This is a genomic window from Nocardia rhamnosiphila NBRC 108938 (genome assembly GCF_000720425.1).
Lineage (GTDB): Bacteria > Actinomycetota > Actinomycetes > Mycobacteriales > Mycobacteriaceae > Nocardia > Nocardia rhamnosiphila.
The window spans coordinates 60,889-79,599 of record NZ_JOAJ01000006.1 but is presented as its reverse complement, the minus strand read 5'-3'; the positions used below and the strand labels follow the sequence as shown (position 1 = coordinate 79,599).

At 69.7% G+C, this 18,711-nt stretch carries 21 protein-coding genes; 7 read left to right on the top strand and 14 right to left on the bottom strand.

What is annotated here, in order from left to right:
• Positions 1-3: 3 nt before the first annotated feature.
• The 10 genes from IG75_RS36450 to IG75_RS0121155 form a co-directional block, all read right to left on the bottom strand.
• Positions 4-903 carry a ComEA family DNA-binding protein gene (locus IG75_RS36450; RefSeq protein WP_030525885.1) on the bottom strand — a complete coding sequence of 300 codons (900 nt, stop codon included), beginning with the start codon at positions 901-903 and terminating at the stop codon, positions 4-6.
• A 118-nt stretch (positions 904-1,021) separates the two neighbouring features.
• Complete coding sequence (locus tag IG75_RS0121195; RefSeq protein WP_030523194.1) at positions 1,022-1,864, bottom strand: DegV family protein; 843 nt, start codon at positions 1,862-1,864, stop codon at positions 1,022-1,024.
• Positions 1,865-1,867: 3 nt separating this feature from the next.
• Positions 1,868-2,596: a diglucosylglycerate octanoyltransferase gene (gene octT / locus IG75_RS0121190; protein WP_030523195.1), complete on the bottom strand. Its 729-nt coding sequence runs from the start codon at positions 2,594-2,596 to the stop codon at positions 1,868-1,870.
• 165 nt (positions 2,597-2,761) lie between these two features.
• Complete coding sequence (locus IG75_RS39220; RefSeq protein ID WP_156059065.1) at positions 2,762-2,938, bottom strand: hypothetical protein; 177 nt, start codon at positions 2,936-2,938, stop codon at positions 2,762-2,764.
• Positions 2,928-3,587 (bottom strand): histidine phosphatase family protein, encoded by a 660-nt coding sequence (locus IG75_RS0121180; protein ID WP_030523196.1) that lies wholly within the window; start codon positions 3,585-3,587, stop codon positions 2,928-2,930. The genes IG75_RS39220 and IG75_RS0121180 overlap by 11 nt, the downstream gene beginning before the upstream one ends.
• Entirely contained in the window at positions 3,584-3,988 is a 405-nt protein-coding gene (gene rsfS, locus IG75_RS0121175) for a ribosome silencing factor (RefSeq protein WP_030523197.1), read from the bottom strand. The genes IG75_RS0121180 and rsfS overlap by 4 nt, the downstream gene beginning before the upstream one ends.
• Positions 3,989-4,061: 73 nt before the next feature.
• On the bottom strand, positions 4,062-4,727 hold the full coding sequence (nadD, locus tag IG75_RS0121170) for a nicotinate-nucleotide adenylyltransferase (protein ID WP_030523198.1): 666 nt from the start codon (positions 4,725-4,727) through the stop codon (positions 4,062-4,064).
• A gap of 105 nt (positions 4,728-4,832) precedes the next feature.
• The gene (locus tag IG75_RS0121165; protein ID WP_030523199.1) at positions 4,833-6,239 is read right to left on the bottom strand and encodes a vWA domain-containing protein; all 1,407 of its coding nucleotides are present in this window, start codon (positions 6,237-6,239) and stop codon (positions 4,833-4,835) included.
• 2 nt (positions 6,240-6,241) lie between these two features.
• Positions 6,242-7,135 carry an AAA family ATPase gene (locus tag IG75_RS0121160; RefSeq protein ID WP_030523200.1) on the bottom strand — a complete coding sequence of 298 codons (894 nt, stop codon included), beginning with the start codon at positions 7,133-7,135 and terminating at the stop codon, positions 6,242-6,244.
• A gap of 209 nt (positions 7,136-7,344) precedes the next feature.
• Positions 7,345-8,610: a glutamate-5-semialdehyde dehydrogenase gene (locus tag IG75_RS0121155; protein WP_030523201.1), complete on the bottom strand. Its 1,266-nt coding sequence runs from the start codon at positions 8,608-8,610 to the stop codon at positions 7,345-7,347.
• A 64-nt stretch (positions 8,611-8,674) separates the two neighbouring features.
• Here IG75_RS0121155 and IG75_RS0121150 point away from each other — a divergent pair, with 64 nt between their 5' ends.
• Both IG75_RS0121150 and IG75_RS0121145 read left to right on the top strand, forming a co-directional pair.
• A complete protein-coding gene (locus tag IG75_RS0121150; RefSeq protein ID WP_030523202.1) occupies positions 8,675-9,559 on the top strand; it encodes a ribokinase in 885 nt (294 codons plus the stop codon).
• Between the two features lie 142 nt (positions 9,560-9,701).
• Positions 9,702-10,919, top strand: coding sequence for an RtcB family protein (locus tag IG75_RS0121145; protein ID WP_030523203.1), 1,218 nt, complete (start codon positions 9,702-9,704; stop codon positions 10,917-10,919).
• A 209-nt stretch (positions 10,920-11,128) separates the two neighbouring features.
• Here IG75_RS0121145 and IG75_RS38370 read toward each other — a convergent pair whose 3' ends face one another.
• Positions 11,129-11,920, bottom strand: coding sequence for a hypothetical protein (locus IG75_RS38370; RefSeq protein WP_051714781.1), 792 nt, complete (start codon positions 11,918-11,920; stop codon positions 11,129-11,131).
• A 296-nt stretch (positions 11,921-12,216) separates the two neighbouring features.
• On the opposite strand from IG75_RS38370, the gene IG75_RS0121135 reads away from it, so the two are divergent.
• A complete protein-coding gene (locus tag IG75_RS0121135; protein WP_051714780.1) occupies positions 12,217-12,738 on the top strand; it encodes a DoxX family protein in 522 nt (173 codons plus the stop codon).
• Positions 12,739-12,802: 64 nt separating this feature from the next.
• Here the strand turns inward: IG75_RS0121135 and IG75_RS0121130 are convergent, their stop codons facing one another.
• Positions 12,803-13,558: an SDR family oxidoreductase gene (locus IG75_RS0121130; protein ID WP_030523206.1), complete on the bottom strand. Its 756-nt coding sequence runs from the start codon at positions 13,556-13,558 to the stop codon at positions 12,803-12,805.
• A gap of 101 nt (positions 13,559-13,659) precedes the next feature.
• Here IG75_RS0121130 and IG75_RS0121125 point away from each other — a divergent pair, with 101 nt between their 5' ends.
• The gene (locus tag IG75_RS0121125; RefSeq protein WP_030523207.1) at positions 13,660-14,550 is read left to right on the top strand and encodes a helix-turn-helix transcriptional regulator; all 891 of its coding nucleotides are present in this window, start codon (positions 13,660-13,662) and stop codon (positions 14,548-14,550) included.
• Positions 14,551-14,630: 80 nt separating this feature from the next.
• Here the strand turns inward: IG75_RS0121125 and IG75_RS0121120 are convergent, their stop codons facing one another.
• Positions 14,631-15,455, bottom strand: a complete 825-nt coding sequence (locus tag IG75_RS0121120; protein ID WP_030523208.1) for a helix-turn-helix transcriptional regulator — start codon at positions 15,453-15,455, stop codon at positions 14,631-14,633.
• 100 nt (positions 15,456-15,555) lie between these two features.
• On the opposite strand from IG75_RS0121120, the gene IG75_RS0121115 reads away from it, so the two are divergent.
• The 3 genes from IG75_RS0121115 (at position 15,556) to ligD (ending at position 17,843) form a co-directional block, all read left to right on the top strand.
• Complete coding sequence (locus tag IG75_RS0121115; RefSeq protein WP_030523209.1) at positions 15,556-16,275, top strand: SDR family NAD(P)-dependent oxidoreductase; 720 nt, start codon at positions 15,556-15,558, stop codon at positions 16,273-16,275.
• Entirely contained in the window at positions 16,269-16,757 is a 489-nt protein-coding gene (locus IG75_RS0121110; protein ID WP_210436831.1) for a hypothetical protein, read from the top strand. Before IG75_RS0121115 ends, IG75_RS0121110 begins: the two co-directional genes overlap by 7 nt.
• 123 nt (positions 16,758-16,880) lie before the next feature.
• Entirely contained in the window at positions 16,881-17,843 is a 963-nt protein-coding gene (ligD, locus tag IG75_RS0121105) for a non-homologous end-joining DNA ligase (RefSeq protein ID WP_030523211.1), read from the top strand.
• A gap of 35 nt (positions 17,844-17,878) precedes the next feature.
• Here ligD and IG75_RS0121100 read toward each other — a convergent pair whose 3' ends face one another.
• A complete protein-coding gene (locus IG75_RS0121100; protein ID WP_030523212.1) occupies positions 17,879-18,631 on the bottom strand; it encodes an isocitrate lyase/PEP mutase family protein in 753 nt (250 codons plus the stop codon).
• Positions 18,632-18,711 lie beyond the last annotated feature (80 nt).

The following is an 18,711-nucleotide window of genomic DNA, read 5'->3' as shown; positions in this document are numbered from 1 at the left end:
CCTTCATACCGTCACCAGTTCGCGCAACCGTGCCAGCCGGGCCGGACCGATACCGTCCACCTCGGCCAGCTGCTCCACATCGGTGAACCGTCCATTGGTTTCGCGCCAGGCGATGATCGCCTTCGCGGTCACCGGCCCGACTCCGGGCAGTGCGTCGAGCTCGGCTTCGGTGGCGGCGTTCAGATCCACCGGTGTACCTGCCGCGGCCCCACCACCGTTCGGACCGGCGGCGGGCGGGGAGCCCGCGGAACCGCCGCTGATCGTCGCGCTCCCCGGCAACGGGCCGCCGGGTTCGCCGGGACCCACCCGGACCTGGTCGCCGTCGGCAAGCCGCTGCGCCAGGTTCAGTCCCGCCAGGTCGGCGCCGTCGAGCGCACCGCCCGCCGCCGAGATCGCGTCGGCGACCCTGGCGCCGGGTGGCAGCCGCACCAGGCCTGCCCGGTTCACCAGGCCCACCACACTCACCACCAGTTCGGCGGGCTGTGCTCCGGCCGGCGCCGGCTCCGCCGCGCGAGGCGCCGGCCCGGTTGCCGGGGAATCCATCGGCATCGCGGCCGTCGCCACCGCGGGCAGCGGGGGTACCGATTGCGCGACCGGACGATCCCACAGCACCATCACGACCGTCAGCAGCCCGGCGAGCAGGCCGATACCCGCCATGGCCGCCACCCCGCGCCGGCCGCTGTCCAGGCGTGCGCCCCGGAACCGATCGGGAATCAGGCGGTCCCGCCAGCCGGGCGGCGCGGGGTCGTCGTCCAGCCAGCGCGGGGTACGTACGGCATCGGCTTCGGCGAACGTGGAGTCCGGCCTCGGACGTGCCCGGCCCTCCTGGTCGTCCCGTGGTAACTCGCCGAGGTGGCCGCCCAGTTGTCTGCGTACCCGTTCGCGCTCGTCGTGTGGTGCCATGCCCGCGACGCTAGGCCCGGCCGATCACCGAAAACCGGGAACCACCTGGAATTTCGACAGGTCTGTGGACAACTCCGGCCTGTGGATGAACGGTGGCCGTGGTGGATACCGCGGCCGGTCAGCCGCACCCGCCGGGGAGTACCAGCACCCCGACCGCGCCGACCCCGAGATGGACGGCCAGCGCCGGCCCGAATTCGGCGATGTGAACCTCGGCGATCTGCGGAAGACGTTCGCGCAGTTGGCTCGTCACCGTCTCGGCGGCCTCGGCGGCCGCCAGATGTTGCACCCCCACCGCGGCCGGGCCCGCCCCGGCGGCCTCCTCGGCGGCCGCGACCAGCTTCGCGAACGCCTTCGACCGGGTACGAACCTTGTCCCGTAACTCCAGCCGCCCCTGCACCAATTGCAGTACCGGTTTGCTGACCAGCTCGCTGCCGAAGAAACTCGCTGCCGTACTGAGCCTTCCCCCGCGACGCAACTGCTCGGTGCGATTCACCACGAAGAACGTGCGGGAACCCGCCGCCGCCCGCACCGCGGCCTCGTACACGGCCGCGAGCGTGCCGCCGGCGGCCGCGCACCGCGCGGCGGCCAGTACCGGGAACCCGGTCGCCAGGCCCGCGCCGAGCGAATCCACCAGCAGCACCGACTCCGCGGCGTCCATATCCCGGACGGCCTGCCGGCCTGCCTCCCAGGTGGCCGAGAGCTGCCGGGACAGATGTACCGCGACCACACCGTCGCCGCGGCTGCGCCGCAGCGCCTCGGTATAGGCGTCGCGCAGTTCACCCGGCGACGGCGCCGACGTGGTGACGTCATCGGCGGCGTAGTCGACGGCGAGTTCGTCGACACCCTCCCGGATCTGCGTATCCCCCACCAGTACATGCAGGGGCACCACCTCGATACCCAGCTCGCCGATCAGCTCCGCGGGCAGACTGGCGGACGAATCGGTGACGACCACGACCGCCACGTCTCACCCGACCTCTTGCAGCGTTTTCACCATCGCCTTGGCGACCTCGGTATGCCCGTCCCAACCCCAGTGGATCCCGTCGGGGTTGGCTTCGCCGGAGTAGATATTGTCGTGGACCGCCGCCTTCAGATCCACCAGCGGGACGCCGCACCGCCGCGACCAGGCCCGCAGGGCGCGCACCGCCGGTTCGCGGCCGCTGTGCACCCGGCCGTAGGCCGCGCAATCGTGCACCGACGGCAGTACCGCGACCACGGGCAGTTCGGGCCGGAGCTGGCCCAGGGCCGTCCGGCACTGCTCCAGATAGTCCACGCTCACCTCGGGCGGAAGTGCCACCGGGCGGCCGAGTTTCGCGGCGCGGGGCTGGATCCACTGGTACGCCGAGCGCACCACCCGGCGCAGACCCGATGGCCGCACATAGCGGATCAGTTCCCGTAGCGCGGTGGGCAACGGTGAGGGCAGCGAATCCATGCCGCCCACCGCGAAGACCACGGCACCGGCTCGCGGGACGGCCGCCCAGACCCGCGGGTCACCGATCAGCGCCCAGTAGGCGTCCCGGCAGGTCCAGCCGATCCGGGCGACGAGTTCGACATCCCAATCGAGTTCGGCCGCCACGAGATTCGGCCAGATACGGGGATGATCGGCCGGCAGACCCCCTGTGGGGCCGAAATAGGACAGCGAATCGGCGATCACCAGCAGTACCGGTCGTGGGGCGCCGGGATCCGCGGACCCGATGGGGACCGCGGGATCCGTTGTGACCGCCACGTCCGGCGCGATCGGTGGCGCGGTACCTGTCTCCACGACAGGACCCGTGTCCGGGCCGGTGTTCTCCGCTTCGCTACCCGGATCGGGCGCATGCGTACCCGCCGACGTGGATGTCACTGCGGAATCCTCCTGGGGTCAGACGGCCTTCCGGACGTCGCCGTCCTCGGCGGCACCGGTGTCGTCGGCGGTCCCGTCCGCCTCTCGTTCGGGCGCCGGGCCGAACAGGGCGTCGGGTAGCGCACGCTCCGGTTTCGCGGATACCTTCCGGAACAGTTCGTCCGGTATCTGGCGGTTCAGGTCTTCAGATGACATCGGGTGCTACTTTCGCCGCTGCGTTCCACACATCGAGACGCCAGCCGGGCCTGTCCGGGCTCGGGCCGTGGCTGCTCAGCTGCACCCAGCTGGCATTGGCCAGGCCACCGAGGGCCGGCCAGTTCCGAGGCGGCAGATCGAGCAACGCGGCCGTGAGCGCGGCGATCAGCCCGCCGTGCGCCACGAGAATCATAGTGGCGCCGGGCCAATCCTGCCGCTCGTCGAACAACTCCTGCACGACCGGCAGAGCGCGGGCACCGACCTCCAGTTTCGATTCCCCACCGGGCGGGGTGAAGGTGGCGTCCATCCGCCACTCCAGCCGGGCACCGGGATAGAGGGAATCGACCTCGACATCCCCCATCCCCTGCCAGTCCCCGAGGTGGGTCTCCCTGAGCCGCGGCTCCCGGACCACTTCGAGTCCGGAATGCTCCGACAGCGCCGACGCGGTGTCGTAGGCGCGACGAAGATCGGAGGAGATCAGGCCGACGGCCTTGTGGGACACCAGTTCCCGCGCCGCCTCTTTCGCCTGCCGCCGTCCGAGATCGGTGAGATCGGTGTCGATCTGCCCCTGCATCCGGTCGTTGGCGTTCCATTCGGTCTGCCCGTGGCGCAACAGGATCAGGGTGCGCACACCGGTTTTCTGTCTCACTCGGTTTCTCCAGCACTTTCGTCTCCGGCGGCCGGTGGCGCGCCGATCCCCTCGACCGGAACGATGGGGCAGTCTTTCCACAATCGTTCCAGCGCATAGAAATTACGTTCGTCGTTGTGCTGGATGTGTACCACCACGTCGACGTAGTCCAAGAGTGCCCAACGGCCCTCGCGGGTCCCTTCCCGGCGTACCGGTTTGTGACCGGCCGCGCGCAGTTTCTCTTCGACATTATCGACGATGGCATTGACTTGGCGCTCGTTCGGCGCCGAAGCGATCACGAAGCAGTCCGTGATCACGAGTTGTTCGGAGACGTCCAGCACGACCACATCGGCGGCCAGCTTCTCGTCCGCGGCCAGCGCGGCGACGGTCGCCATCCGCACCGCCTCCTCCGTCGCGCTCACGCTGTCGCCTCCGGGCACGGGCGCCGCACGGCCTCCGTGGTTACGCAGGCTGCCGCCTCCGGGCGTACGCCGCTCATGCCAGCACCTCGTTCACGTTTCCATCACCTTCCGCTCGAGCGGGCACATAGAGATGCCGCTTCGATATGTACTGCACGACCCCGTCCGGTACGAGATACCAGACCGGCCGCCCCTCGGCCGCGCGACGGCGGCATTCACTCGACGAGATGGCCAGCGCGGGGATCTCGATCATGGTGACCGCGTCGTCGGGCATACCTCGCAGATGGTCGGCGAGATGGTCGATGTTCAACTCGTACCCCGGCCGGCTGACCCCCACGAATTTCGCCAGCTCGAACAGTTCGGCCCAATCCTGCCAGGTGAGGATGCTGGCCAGCGCGTCGGCCCCGGTGATGAAGAACAGTTCCGCGCCCGGGTGCTGGGCGTGCAGATCACGCAGGGTGTCGACGGTGTAGGTCACCTTGCTCCGCTCCACATCGGCCCGGCTCACCGAGAACCGCGGGTTGGAGGCGGTGGCGATCACCGTCATGAGATACCGGTCCTCGGCGGGGCTGACCTGGCGATCGGTCTTCTGCCAGGGCTGTCCGGTGGGGACGAAGATCACCTCGTCGAGGTCGAACCGGTGCGCGACTTCACTGGCCGCGACCAGGTGTCCGTGGTGGATGGGGTCGAAGGTGCCGCCCATCACACCCAGCTTGCGTCCACCCCGGCCCGTTCCGTGCATGAGTGTCGAGCTTAACGGGTCGGCCACCGGCCCCTTCCGACCGATCGGCCTTCGCCGGTGGGGGCACCTGCGGTCCGCGGCCGCCGAAGCGCCGGCGGAGGCATATCAGACCGGCAGCAACCGGGAGACCACAGCCGTGAGCTGCGCCGCCGACCGGCATTCGTGCATTTCGATGACCTGCTGGTACCGGTCGGCGGCCGAATCCCCGGATCCCCAGTTGGTGCGCGGTTCCGGGTTCAGCCAGTGCGCGTGCTTGGCGACCTCGACCAGCTCACGCAGGGTCGGCAGTTCGGGGTCGCGGTAGTTGGTGCGGGCATCACCCAGGATCAGCAGGGAACTGCGGCTGGTGACGGCGTCCGGGAACGCCTCGGCGAAGCTCGTCAGCGCGCTACCGTAGTCGGAGTGGCCGTTGAAGCCGACGATATCGGCCTCGGCGAAGATCCGCTGCATGGCTTCGTCGAGCTGGGTGTGCGGATCGAAGAACCTGGTCACCTCGTCGGTGTGATCGACGAAGGCGAAGATCCGGACCTTCGAGAACTGTTCACGCAACGCACTCACCAGCAGCAGGGTGAAATTGCTGAAACCGGCGACCGAGCCCGACACATCGCAGAGCAGAACCAGCTCAGGCCGGCCGGGCCGGGGTTTGCGGTTCACCAGATCGATCGGTACGCCGCCGGTGGACATGGACTTGCGCAGGGTTTTGCGCAGATCGATCTCGCCGCGTTTGGCGTGCCGGCGCCGCACCGCCAGCCGCGATGCCAGGATCCGGGCCAGCCGCTGCGTGCTGCGCCGCAGTTCGGCCAGCTCGGCCTGCGAGGCCCGCAGGAAATCCACTTCCTCGGCCTGCCGCGGGACCCCGTAGGAGGCGACCCGCTCCTTACCGATGCGTTCGGCCACCCGCCGCCGGGTCTCGGCCTCCACGGTGCGCCGGAACTTCTCGATACGAGAGCGGGCGGCCCGGCGCGCGATCTCGGTGTCGAAATCGCTCATACCCGGCGTGGCCATGGCGGCCAGGATCTGTGCGAGCAGCGTCTGCGGCTGCACCTCTTTCAATGCTTGATACGACGAGAAGGACGCGCCCCGCGCCGACCGGTACTGCCCGAGCTGTTCGACCAGCTGGGCGGCCATCAGCGCCTGCTGCTGTCCCGAACCCTCGTCGGCGAGCATCTCGGCCAGCATGCGCCGCAATTCGGGAATATCGACCCGCCCGTCGTCGCGGTACGGGATCTCGGCCTCCGCGACGGCGGCGCGGTCCCCGATGGCCACCGGGAACCACAGGTCGAAAAGCCCGTCGTAGGTGCCGCGATGGGTGGTGCGCCGCAACAGGGCGCAGGCCAGTCCCTCGCGAACCGACTCCCGGTCCAGCAGATCCAGGACCGACAGCACCCGGCCCGCGTCCACCGTCTCCGACGGGCCCACGGGTATCCCTCGCGCCCGCAGCGCCTCCACGAAACCGACCAGATGCCCCGGCAGACCGTGCGGGGAGAGAGGCTGGTCGTCGGTGGCCACCACGGTCAGGCCGGTTTCAGATCGGCCAGCGCCCGCTGGTGGTCGCTGCGGTGTTTGAGCACCACGCCCAGCGTTTCCCGGACGGTGGCGTCGTCGAGCTCGGTGTGCCCGAGTGCGAGCAGGGTGCGGGCCCAGTCGATGGATTCGGCGACCGAGGGCAGTTTCTTCAACTGCATGCCGCGCAGCACGTGCACGACCCGCACCAGCTGGGTGGCCACCGCCTGGGGTAGTTCCGGGACCCGGCTCGCGAGAATCCGCCGTTCGAGATCCTCGTCCGGGAAGTCCAGGTGCAGATAGAGGCAGCGCCGCTTGAGTGCCTCGGACAGTTCACGGGTGGCGTTGGAGGTGAGGACCACGAACGGGGTCCGGGTCGCGGTGATGGTGCCCAGCTCCGGCACGGTCACCGCGAAATCGCTCAGTACCTCGAGCAGCAGGCCCTCGATCTCCACATCGGCTTTATCGGTCTCGTCGATGAGCAGTACCGTCGGGTCCGTACGCCGGATCGCGGTGAGCAGGGGCCGGGACAGCAGGAATTCCTCGGTGAAGACGTCGGATTCGGTCTCGGCCCAATCGTTTCCGCTGGATGCCTGGATCCGCAGGATCTGTTTGGCGTGGTTCCACTCGTAGAGCGCCCGCGCCTCGTCGACACCCTCGTAGCACTGCAACCGCACCAGCCCGGCGTTCGCCGTCTGTGCCACGGCCCGCGCCAGCTCGGTTTTACCGACACCCGCCGGACCTTCGATGAGCAGTGGTTTACCGAGCCGGTCGGCCAGGAAGACCGAGGTCGCGGTGGCCTTGTCGGCCAAATAACCGGTCTCGGCGAGGCGGTGCACCACATCGTCGACCGATGCGAAGATCGGCTCCTGAACCGGCGGGGTGGGGGTACTCGCGGGCTCCATCGGGCCGTCCTTCCGTCGAACTCTCCACCCCACGCTACCGGGCGGTTCCGCGCCCGGCGTCGTCCCCCGGGGCCAAGAGACCGGTACCACCGGCCCCGCGCTGGATCATCGACCTCGAAGACCGCGACGGCCCGCGTGCGGGCACGACCGCGCACAGCGAACCGGGCATGTGGCGCCGACCGTCGACGGACGATGTCATCAGGTACTCGTCAGGCGGGGCGAATCTGCCCCGAACCCCGCACGACCCATTTCGAGGAGGTGAGTTCCGGCAGCCCCATCGGGCCGCGGGCGTGCAGTTTCTGGGTGGAGATGCCGATCTCGGCGCCGAAACCGAACTGTTCGCCGTCGGTGAAGGCCGTGGAGGCGTTCACCATGACCGCCGCCGCGTCCACCCGGCGCGAGAATTCGTCGGCCGCGGCCAGTTCACCGGTGACGATGGCCTCGGTGTGCCCGGTGCCCCAGGTGTTGATGTGTTCGATCGCGGTGTCGAGATCGTCGACGACCTTCACCGCGATATCGAGGGTCAGGTACTCCTCGCCCCAGTCCTTGTCGGTGGCCGGCACCATTCCGTCGAGATCGCCGTGCAGGGTGACGCCCTTGTCGGCGAGCGCCTTGCTCAGCCGCGGCAGCGCCGTCTCCGCGATGGCCGCGTCGATCAGCACCGTCTCGGCCGCATTGCACACGCTGGGGCGGCGGGTCTTGGCGTTGATCAGGATCTCTTCGGCCATATCCAGGTCGGCACCGGAGTGCACGTAGACGTGGCAGTTGCCGGTGCCCGTTTCGATGGTCGGCACCTGGGCGTCGCGCACCACCGCGTTGATCAGGCCCGCGCCGCCGCGCGGGATGACCACGTCCACCAGGCCCCGGGCCTGGATCAGGTGGGTGACGCTGGAGCGATCCGAACTCGGCAGCAGCTGGACCGCGTCGGCCGGGATGCCGACCCCGCCCAGCGCGTCCCGCAGCACGGCGACCAGCGCCGCGTTCGACCGCGCCGCCGACGACGAACCGCGCAGCAACGCCGCGTTCCCGGACTTCAGCGCCAGCCCGAACGCGTCGACGGTGACATTCGGCCGCGCCTCGTAGACCATGCCGACCACGCCGAGAGGCACCCGGATCTGGCGGATCTCGAGTCCGTTCGGCAACGTCGAACCGCGCTCCACGACGCCCACCGGATCCGGCAGTCCGGCCACCTGGCGCAGCCCCGAGGCGATACCGTCGATCCGGTCCTTGGTCAGCCGCAGCCGGTCCAGCAGCGAGTCCTCGGTGCCGGCCGCCTTCGCCGCGACCAGATCTTCGCCGTTGGCATCCAACAGGGTGCCGGCGGCGGCGAGCAGCGCGTCCGCCGCGGCGTGCAGCGCCTCGTTCTTCCGGTCGGTGGTGAGCTGGGCAAGGCCCCGGGAAGCGACCCGCGCCCGGCGGGCGGCCTCGTGCACGGCCGCACGCATATCGAACTCAGCGGTGGTCTCTACCGTCATGGCCTATAGCCTACGCACCGGAAAAATCGGTTCTACCGGCACTCACCGCGCTAAGTTCTCCCCCGTGACCACCCCACTGATCGCTGTACTCGGCAGTATCAACATGGATCTGGTGACCACCACCGATCACCGGCCCGCGCCCGGTGAAACGGTCCTGGGCCGCGCTTTCACGATGGTGCCCGGCGGCAAGGGCGCCAATCAGGCGGTCGCGGCGAGCCGGGCGGGCGGGCGGGTGATGTTCCTGGGCGCGATCGGCACCGATGTCTTCGCGCCGCGACTGCGCGCGGTGCTGACCGAGGCCGGGGTCGACACCACCGGGTTGCGCACGATCGAGGGCCCCAGCGGTATCGCCTCGATCGTGGTCGACACCGGGGGCGAGAACTCGATCATCGTGGTGGGCGGTGCGAATGCCGGGTTGCGCGGCCTGCGCGCCGGCGATCTCGCCGCCGTCGCCGCGGCCGATATCCTGCTGTGCCAGCTCGAGGTCCCGATCCCGACCGTCGAGGAGGCGGTGCGGCACGCCCGGGACAACGGCACCACCGTGCTACTGAATCCCTCTCCGGCGCAGCGTCTTCCGGCGGAGTTGTGGAGCCGGGTGGATGTGGCGGTGGTGAACCGGGGCGAGGCCGAGGACCTGGGCGGCACCCTCGACCGGGTACCGCATCTGGTGGTCACGCTCGGCGCGGACGGCGCGCGCCACCGCGGGCCGGACGGCACGCACACCTCCGTCACCGGGCCGGCGGTCGATGTCGTCGACACCACCGGCGCGGGTGACGCCTTCGCCGGCGCCCTGGCCGTCCGCTGGTCGCGGGGCCCGGCCGAGGCATTACGGTTCGCCTGCGCCGCGGGCGCCCTGGCCACCACCGTGCTGGGCGCCAGCGCCGCCATTCCGTCGCGCGCCGAGATCGAAACCGCCCTGTCCGCCGGGCCGGGCGAACCACCTCGGTGAGACGTCGCGGTCGGCGCACGCCGCGGGCCCGCGCACCCCGCCCACACCCACCCGGAAATTCGATCGCCTCCCCGTATCCGGCGGCCTACCGTGGAATTACGGCGGCGGATATCGGTCCGCCCCGGAGGGAAGGAACAAGACGATGTTTCCCGTCGAGCTGTCCGGCACCCGGGCACGGACGTTGATGTGGGCCCATGAGCACGATATCGAGGCGCAGGCGCTGCAACAGCTGCGCAATATCGCCCGGCTGGAATGGGTCCACGGCGTCCGGGTCATGCCGGATGTGCACCTCGGGAAAGGCGCCACGGTCGGTTCGGTGATCGCCATGCGCGACGCGGTCGCCCCGGCCGCGGTGGGCGTGGATATCGGTTGCGGGATGGAGAGCGTCCGCACCGATCTGACCGCCGCCGACCTCCCCGACGATCTGCGCGCCCTGCGGTCGGCGATCGAGGCGGCGGTGCCGGTCGGTTTCGCCGCCCACCAGCACCCGGTCTCGGTGAATAAACTGGCGCCCGGGCCGTCCGGAGTCGCCACCGCGACCCTGCGCACCGGCTGGGACCGGTTCTGGTCGGCGTTCGGCGACCTCGACGATGCCGTGGCGGCGCGGGAGTCCAAGGCGCACAAGCAGATGGGTTCACTCGGCGGTGGCAACCACTTCATCGAAGTGTGCCTGGACCAGGACGATCAGGTCTGGATCCTGCTGCATTCGGGGAGCCGCAATATCGGCAAGGAGCTCGCCGAGCGGCATATGGCCGTGGCCCGCAAACTCCCGCACAACCAGAACCTGGTCGATCGCGATCTGGCGGTGTTCCTGGGGAACACCCCGGAAATGGCCGCCTACCGACACGACCTGACCTGGGCCCAGGAGTACGCGGCGCGTAACCGCGCGGTCATGCTGGCGCTGGTGTGCGAGGCGGTGCGCAAGCAGTTCCCCACCCGGGACGTGCTGTTCGACACCCCGATCAGCTGCCATCACAACTATGTGGCGGAGGAAACGATCGACGGTGTACCCATGCTGGTGACCCGGAAGGGCGCGGTACGGGCGGGAGCGGGCGATATGGCGCTCATTCCGGGTTCGATGGGCACCCGGTCCTATGTGGTGCGCGGTAAGGGCAATCCGGATTCGTTCCAGTCCGCGTCCCACGGTGCGGGCCGCCGGATGAGCCGTAACGCGGCCAAGCGGCAGTTCAGCGTCGCGGATCTGATCGCCCAGACCGAGGGTGTGGAATCGCGGAAGGACGCGGGCGTGGTCGACGAGATCCCGGCCGCGTACAAGAACATCGACGAGGTGATCGACGCCCAGCGCGATCTGGTCGATGTGGTGGCGACACTGCGCCAGGTGCTGTGTGTGAAGGGCTGAGATCGCGGTGCGTGCAGCTCCGATCCGCGGTGCCGGTATGCCGGGCGGTTCCCATCGCCCGGCCTACCGGACGCGGTTCCGACAGCGCGCGCGAACCATTGCGCACTGCTCTTCCCGGACGCGGTGGCCGTCCCGGGCAGCGCGCACCGACGATCCCGCACCTGCTCCGCCGCCCGGGTGATCGTGCGGCGGGAGGTCATCGGCGGACCTCAGCCGGGCAGTCCGCGCCGGCGTAGCGCGACGGCGATCCCGGCCCCCGCCAGCAGGACACCGATCAACAGCAGCATCCCGCTCGACAACCAGGTGTGCAGCGCACGGGCGAGGTCGGTGGGCAGGCCGGGCAGCGACGAGATCAGCCGATAGGTCTGTCCCGGCGCGGCGATCTGGACTGCGGCCGGTACTGCGCCCCAGACCAGTCCGGCAATCACCGCCGCGGCGGGTTCGTACGCGGCCAGGCCGGCGACAACCAATAACAACCCCGCCCCGAGCACTGACTGTGCGGGCGAGAGCCAGCGGTCCGTGGTGTCCCACCAGCGGCCGGCGGTCGCCGCGCCGTTGGCCGCGATACCGACCGCGACCGGGGTGAGCACGGCCGCGAGCAGAGTGGCGAGCGCGGTACGCCGCAACTCCCGCTGCCGGTACCGCGTACCACCCGGCCTCGTCTGCACAGCGCCGTCCTCCTGTCGCTCCGGCGCGGCGCCGTCGTCCGGAATTCTCTGCGCGGCATCGACATCCAGCCGGTCCTGCGCATCACCGTCATCCAGCAGACCCCGTGTGACACCGTCATCCAGCCGGTCCTGCGCGGCACCGTTGTTCCGTCGCTTCTGCGCGGCAGCATCGTCCCCCTGCGACCCCTGCGTGGCAGCGCCATCCGGCCGCGACGGCGCGTCGGCGTCGTACTGCCGCGGTTGCCGTGCAGCTGCATCCGGCCGTGGCCGCTCGGCCACCTCGTCCGGCGGCGGCGACTGCGCCGCGGTGAGCTCTTCGGGTCGAGCGGTCATACACACTCCTCCGGGCCGGCCGGCGGGTGCGGGCGGTCCGGGCCGGTCCCGCACGCTGCCCCGCACCCTCGCACACCCGAGGTTCACCGACCACCACGCCGTCCGGCAAACCGGATGTCCAACCGACGGAGAACAGTGGGCCAACAAAGCCGCCGGCGGGTGGTGCGCATCCTGACCGAGCCGCATATTGACTAGTTATCATTCGATGCATACCATCGACTTGTTATCAGTCGATAACCACAAGATCTGCCCGGCGCCGTGCGACCGGACACCGACTCCCGCCTCGGAGGAACCGCATGTTCGACACCCTGATGCTGTTCGTGGTCCCCACACTGGTCCTGCGGCTACTCGGCCGGATCGGCGTCCGGCGCTTCGACACCTGGCGGGTCAGCGCCGCCCACGGGCTGGCGTTCCTGTTCACCATGACCGGGCTGGCGCATTTCGTACCCGACTCGGTCACCGTGATGCCCAGCCACGACGACCTGACGGCCATGGTCCCGTCCTTTGTTCCGTTCGCGGACTTCGCGGTCTACGCCACCGGCGTCCTGGAACTGGCCGGTGCCGTGGGGTTGGTGGTGACCGCCACCCGCCGCTGGGCCGGCCTGGGTCTCGCGGCGCTACTCGTGATCATGATCCCGGCGAATATCCATGCCGCGCTGAACGATATTCCGCTCAACGGCGAAGCGGCCACGCCGCTGTGGTTCCGGATCCCCGAGCAGATCGTGTACTTCACCCTCGCCCTCTGGGTGGGTGGGATCCTGCCCGCGGTGCGCCGGGGCCGCGGCGCCGAGCGGTCGCTGGTCGCGACGGCGCGCTGAATCCGTCCGCTCGGGCCCCGGTCCCGCCCGGCACCGGGCGGGACCGGGGCTTTTCGCCCGGAAATCAGCCCTGCTGTGTGGGCACCAGGATCAACTCGGCCACATTCAGCCGCGCCGGCACCGAGGTGGCGAACGCGATCGCGTCCGCGATATCCCCCGGCTCCAGGATCGTGAAAGCCGTACGCCACTCCGACAGCTGGGCCTGTTGCTTCTCCCCGCGCATACCCGCGCCGAGTTCGGTGGCCACGAAACCGGGTTCGACGTTCTTCACCCGGACTCCGCGGGGACCGAATTCGGCGCGCAGGTTGCGGGTCAGATGCGCCACCGCGGCCTTGGTCGCGGTGTACACGGCGTACTCGGGGAATATGGCGTGCCCGCCGACCGACCCCACCAGCACCAGATCGGCCCGGTTGCCGGCGCCGGCGGCCGCGAGCAGATCGTCGATGAAGGCCCGTGCGGTGTGCAGCAGGCCGGTCACATTGGTCCCGACCATCTGATCCCACTCCTCGACATCGGCGGCTTCGAAGGGCGCGCCGAGCATCACGCCCGCATTCGCCACCACCAGATCGACCGGCCCCAGCGCGGCCCGCACCGTGGCGGCGGCGTCGCGCACCGAATCGCGATCGGTCACATCGGCGACCACCGCGATCGCGCCGCCACCGAGTTCGGCGGCCAGTTCTTCGAGGCGTTCCTTGCGGCGGCCCAGCACAGCGACCCGCACGCCGTCCGCGGCGAGCCGGCGCGCGGTCGCGGCACCGATCCCGCTGGAAGCTCCGGTGACCACTGCCACTCGTCCGTTCGGATTCTCGTTGTTCGTCATGCTTCGACCCTCGCTCCGGGCCGGGAGTGCTGCCAGGTCGCGGACTTCCTGGTAGTCGCAGGGCCACCCGGCCGGGCAGGGCCGCCCCTACCCTGGAACACATGCATTCGGACAACCGCCTGGGCGCGTTCCTGCGGGCCCGCCGTGAACTGGTCCGGCCGGAGGACTTCGGATTGCCCGGCGGCGGGCAGCGGCGGGTCGCCGGACTGCGGCGGGAGGAGATCGCGTTATTGGCGGGGGTGAGCGCGGACTATTACATCCGGCTCGAACAGGGCCGGGACAAACATCCGTCGGAACAGGTGGTCAGCGCCCTGGCCCGGGTGTTCTCACTGGACGAGGAAGGTACCGCGCACCTGCGGGAGCTGGCCCGCCCGGCGCCGGCCCGGCCGAAACGACCCCGCCGGCCCGAACGCGTGGCGCCCGGACTGCTGCGGCTCATGGATCTGTGGGAGCGGACGCCGGCCCTCGTCCTGGGGCGCAGCCTCGACGTCCTGGCGGCCAACCCGCTGGCCGTCGCGGTGAACGCGTGCTCGGTCCCCGGAATCAACCAGGTGCGGATGGTCTTCCTCGACCCGAGGGCGCGCGATGTGTACCCCGAATGGAACTCGATCGCCGCGGATACGGTCGCCAGTCTGCGCGCGACGGCGGGCACCGATCCGGACGACCCGCAATTGACCGAACTCGTCGGCGAACTCTCGCTCAAGAGCGAGGATTTCCGGCAGTTGTGGGCCCGGCACGATGTGCGCACCAAAACGGCCGGGAAGAAACGGTTCCACCATGAGATGGTCGGCGAACTGACCCTCTCGTACGAGAGTTTCACCGTGAACGGTGTACCCGGGCAGACGCTCATCGTCTACCACGCGGAACCCGGTTCACCGTCCGAACGCGCGCTGTCGCTGCTGGGCAGCCTGACGGCCGCGGAGTCCGCCGACGCCGGTGCGTACCTGCCGCCCGCGACGCCGAACCGGGCCATCGATACGACGCCCGGTTAGCTTGCCCGGCACGTCGGTATCGCAGCTCCCCGGTACGGCGTTCTCCACACCACGCGCCGCACTGCACCGGCCGGGCCGGATCAGACGCGACCGGTACGGCGGAGCAGTTCGAGCGCCGAGGCGGTAGCGGTGCCGGTTGCGGCCGAGTAGACAATGACCGTCTGATCCGCTTCCGGCACCGACAGAACATCGCAGTCCAGGGTGAGGGTGCCCAGCTCCGGATGGACAACGGAAGCGGTGCGACTACGCAGCCGTCCGGAGCGCCCGGCCCGCCACAACTCGTCGAACCGCGGGCTGCCGGACCGGAGTTCGTCGATCAGCCCGGCAAGACTCGGATCTCGTGGGTATCTGGCCTGCGCCGTACGCAGACAACCGACGCAGTCGGTGGCCCCGGCCTGATCTTCTGTCTCCACCACTCGGTCCGGTCCGGCCCCGAGAAACCGCTGCCGGATGAGGTTTCGCTGCGCGGGCGGCTGTGCGGACCAGTCGCCGAACAGCGCCGCCGCCGGCGGGTTCCAGGCCAGCACATCGGATTTGGCGGACAACACCAGCGCGGGCAGGCCCGCCAAGCGGTCCAGCAGCCGCAGGACGCTCGGCCGGACCAGCATGGGAATGCGTCCCATCCCCGGGGGCTCGGATCCGGCGAGCCGGAAGATCAGATCACGGTCGGAGTCGCTCAACCGCAGCGCCCGAGCCAAGGCGCCGAGCACCTGATCGGAAGGTTTGGAGCCGCGCCCTTGTTCGAGCCGGACGATGTAGTCGACGCTGAGCCCGGCCAGTTGCGCGATTTCCTCGCGCCGGAGCCCGGACACTTGTCGGCGGCGTCCTGCCGGAAGGCCCACCTCGGCCGGTTCGATGCGGGACCGCGCCGTGCGCAGCACCATGGCCAACTCAGCTCTGTCCACCGTCCTATGGTGCCGGAGGACCGGCGGTGCGGGGTGGGACCCGCTCTCCCATGCCTCGCCGGCCCTGGAGTCCACCGGCGACCGGCACGAGACTACGAGCGTGACAACAACAACGATCGCGCTGGTCACCGGCGCGAACAAGGGACTCGGCCGGGAAACCGTGCGCCGGCTGGCCGGATCGGGCTGGGAGGTGTTCCTCGGTGCACGCGATCCCGCACGCGGTGGCGCCACAGTGGCGGAGCTGGCCGAGCAAGGTGTGCGGGCCCGCCTCGTCACGCTGGACGTGACCTCCGACGAATCGGTGGCCGCCGCGGCGGCCACCGTGCGGGCCGCGACGGGCCGCTTGGACGTGCTGGTCAACAATGCGGCGATCGGCGGTCCGAGCACGCCTCCGGCCGCCACCCGCGCCGACGAGGTGCGCCGGGTGTTGGACACCAATGTGCTCGGCCCGATCCGGGTGATCCACGCCTTTCTTCCCCTGCTACGCGCTTCCGATCATCCGCGCATCGTCATGGTCTCCAGCGGGATGGGCTCGATCACGACCGTCACCGATCCGAAATGGACAGACCTCGTGCGACCCGAGCTCGGCTACTCGACGTCCAAGGCTGCCCTGAACATGCTCACCGCCATGTACGCGGGCGCACTCGGCGGTGTCCATATCAATGCGGTCGATCCCGGCTACACGGCCACCGATCTCACCGGCAACACCGGATTCCAGACCGTGTCCCAAGGTGCCGAGATCATCATCGACCTGGCATCTATCGGCCCCGACGGGCCCACCGGCGGGTTCTTCGACAGGAACGGAACTGCCCGGTGGTGAGGGCCGCGGCGATCGTCACCGCGCTGCTGACACTGTGTACAGCACTGTTCGTATACCTGAGATCGGAGGGCGATCCGATGGATCGACAGCATTCGAGCGGGACGACCGTACTGTCGATCGGACTGGATCCCGGTGCCGTGGACTACAGCCGCTATCCGCACATCGATGCGGCGACCCTCACCGCCCGGATCGCCGCGGGCGAGACAGCTCTGCGTGAGGCCGGATTCGACCTCGTGTCGTGTCAGGTACCGGCGGACCCGGACGCGGCCGAGGCGAAGCTGCGCGAATGCGCGGCGGACCGATCGTTCGGGGTGGCGATGATCGGCGCGGGCGTACGCATGGCGGCCGAGCACACGCTGCTGTTCGAACGGCTGGTGAACGTGGTCGTCGAGCTCGTGCCCGGCATACGGTTGTGCTTCAACACCTCCCCGGAAACCACCATCGACGCTTTGCGACGCTGGGTAGAGCCCGTCGTCCGCTGAGCACCCGGAAACGGGGCCGTGGCGTCGACCGGCGGACAGGTATCGGTACCCATAGCGCGGCCGGGAGACCGACGCGCCATGGACAACCGAACCCGAACCGCGTGCGGCGGCTAGGGTCGGACCATGGCTGGCGGTGCGGGCGCGGCGGTGGAATTGACGGTCGGAGAACGCGAGGTGCGTATCTCCAACCCCGACCGGGTCTACTTCCCGGAGTCCGGCGTGACCAAACTCGATCTGGTGCAGTACTACCTGAGCGTGGGCGATGGGATCGTCAACGCGCTGCGGGATCGGCCCTGCATGCTGCACCGCTTCCCGAAGGGGCTGACCGGCGGGAAAGTACACCAGAAGCGGCTGCCCGCGGGCGCACCGGACTGGGTGTCGACCGTGCGGGTGTACTTCCCGCGTTACGGACGGCACGCCGATGAACTCTGCGTCGGCGAACTGGCGGAGGTCATCTGGGCGGTGCAGATGTCCACGGTCGAGTTCCATCCGTGGAATTCGCGCCGGGCCGATACCGAGAGTCCGGACGAATGGCGGATCGATCTCGACCCCATGCCGGATTGTCCGTGGTCACGGGTGCAGCGAGTGGCCGGGGTGGTCCGCGAGGTGCTCGATGAGATCGGCGCGGTCGGCTGGCCGAAGACCTCGGGCGGCAAAGGATTGCACGTCTATGTGCGGATCGCGCCGGAGCACGGGTTCCAGCAGGTGCGCCGCGCCGCCTCGGCCTTCGCCGAAGAGGTCCGCCGCCGGGCTCCCGACGATGTGACGACGACCTGGTGGCGGCGCGACCGCGATCCGGGCCGACTGTTCATCGACTACAACCAGAACGCGCGCGACCATACGATCGCCGCCGCGTATTCGGTGCGCGGTAATCCCGCCGCCACGGTCTCCACCCCGGTGAGCTGGGATGAGATCGACGATATCCACCCCCGCGATTTCACCGTCGCCACTGTGCCCGCCCGGTACCGCCGACTCGGCGATCTGCACGCGGGAATCGACGACGCGGTATTCGATCTGCGGCAGCTGATCGAGTGGGCCGACCGTGACGAGGTGGATCTCGACGAGGAGCCCGCCCCGGAATCCTGAACGGCCCGGGCCCCGCGCCGTTCACCGCCGGGGAGTTATTTCCAGGGTTCCAGCAGTCGTTTCGCCTCCACCGCGAGCGCGGCCTGCAGGAACGGCCCGAAGCTCACGCGCGCCGCCCCGGCTTCCGCGAAGTAGGCCTTGTCCCCCTGCTCCGGCACGGTGACCGCGTTGACCGGCAACGGCAATTCGGCGCACAGCCGGGCCAGCACATCCGGCCCGTAGCGGCCGACCGGATACAGCACGTCGGCCCCGGCCGCGGCCGCCAGCCGCAACCGTTCGATCGCCGGGCCGACGAGTTCGGCGGGATCACCGGAGGGGGCGAGCAGCAGATCGGTGCGGGCGTTCACGACGACGTGCACCCCGCTGTCGTCGGCCGCCTGCCGCAACCGGCCCACGAGATCGGCGTGCTCCTGCGGTTCGCGCAGCCGCCCGCCTTCCTTGTGCACGGTGTCCTCCAGGTTGAAGCCGACCGCACCGGCCTGCAACAACCCATCGATGAGCGCCGCCGGCTCGACACCGTATCCGGATTCGAGATCGACCGAGACCGGCACGTCCACCGCGGAGGTGATCTCCCGGACGCGGCCGAGCACATCGGTGAAGGCCATGCCCTCGTGATCGGATTTGCCGAGCGAATCGGCGAGCGGATGGCTGCCGACCGTGAGCGCCGGGAAACCGGCCTGCTGGACGAGATCCGCCGACCAGGCATCCCACACCGTGGGCAGGATCACCGGGTCACCGGGGCGATGGAGTTCGAGGAATGCGGCGGCCTTCTCGGGCAATGTGGTCACCGCACAGATCCTGCCGCACCCGGGCCCGGTTACGCATCCGCTGTCGCGTGTCGCTGTCACGAGCGCGGTCGGCGACGGCA

Bases quoted from the DNA above. Each gene is read 5' to 3' on its own strand.
- IG75_RS0121125 (WP_030523207.1), top strand. From the start codon at position 13,660: ATGCATTCGGACAACCGCCTGGGCGCGTTCCTGCGGGCCCGCCGTGAA.
- IG75_RS39220 (WP_156059065.1), bottom strand. From the start codon at position 2,938: ATGTCATCTGAAGACCTGAACCGCCAGATACCGGACGAACTGTTCCGG.
- IG75_RS0121155 (WP_030523201.1), bottom strand. From the start codon at position 8,610: ATGACGGTAGAGACCACCGCTGAGTTCGATATGCGTGCGGCCGTGCAC.
- IG75_RS0121130 (WP_030523206.1), bottom strand. From the start codon at position 13,558: ATGACGAACAACGAGAATCCGAACGGACGAGTGGCAGTGGTCACCGGA.
- IG75_RS0121135 (WP_051714780.1), top strand. From the start codon at position 12,217: ATGTTCGACACCCTGATGCTGTTCGTGGTCCCCACACTGGTCCTGCGG.
- ligD (WP_030523211.1), top strand. From the start codon at position 16,881: ATGGCTGGCGGTGCGGGCGCGGCGGTGGAATTGACGGTCGGAGAACGC.
- IG75_RS0121160 (WP_030523200.1), bottom strand. From the start codon at position 7,135: ATGGAGCCCGCGAGTACCCCCACCCCGCCGGTTCAGGAGCCGATCTTC.
- IG75_RS36450 (WP_030525885.1), bottom strand. From the start codon at position 903: ATGGCACCACACGACGAGCGCGAACGGGTACGCAGACAACTGGGCGGC.
- IG75_RS0121145 (WP_030523203.1), top strand. From the start codon at position 9,702: ATGTTTCCCGTCGAGCTGTCCGGCACCCGGGCACGGACGTTGATGTGG.
- nadD (WP_030523198.1), bottom strand. From the start codon at position 4,727: ATGCACGGAACGGGCCGGGGTGGACGCAAGCTGGGTGTGATGGGCGGC.
- IG75_RS38370 (WP_051714781.1), bottom strand. From the start codon at position 11,920: ATGACCGCTCGACCCGAAGAGCTCACCGCGGCGCAGTCGCCGCCGCCG.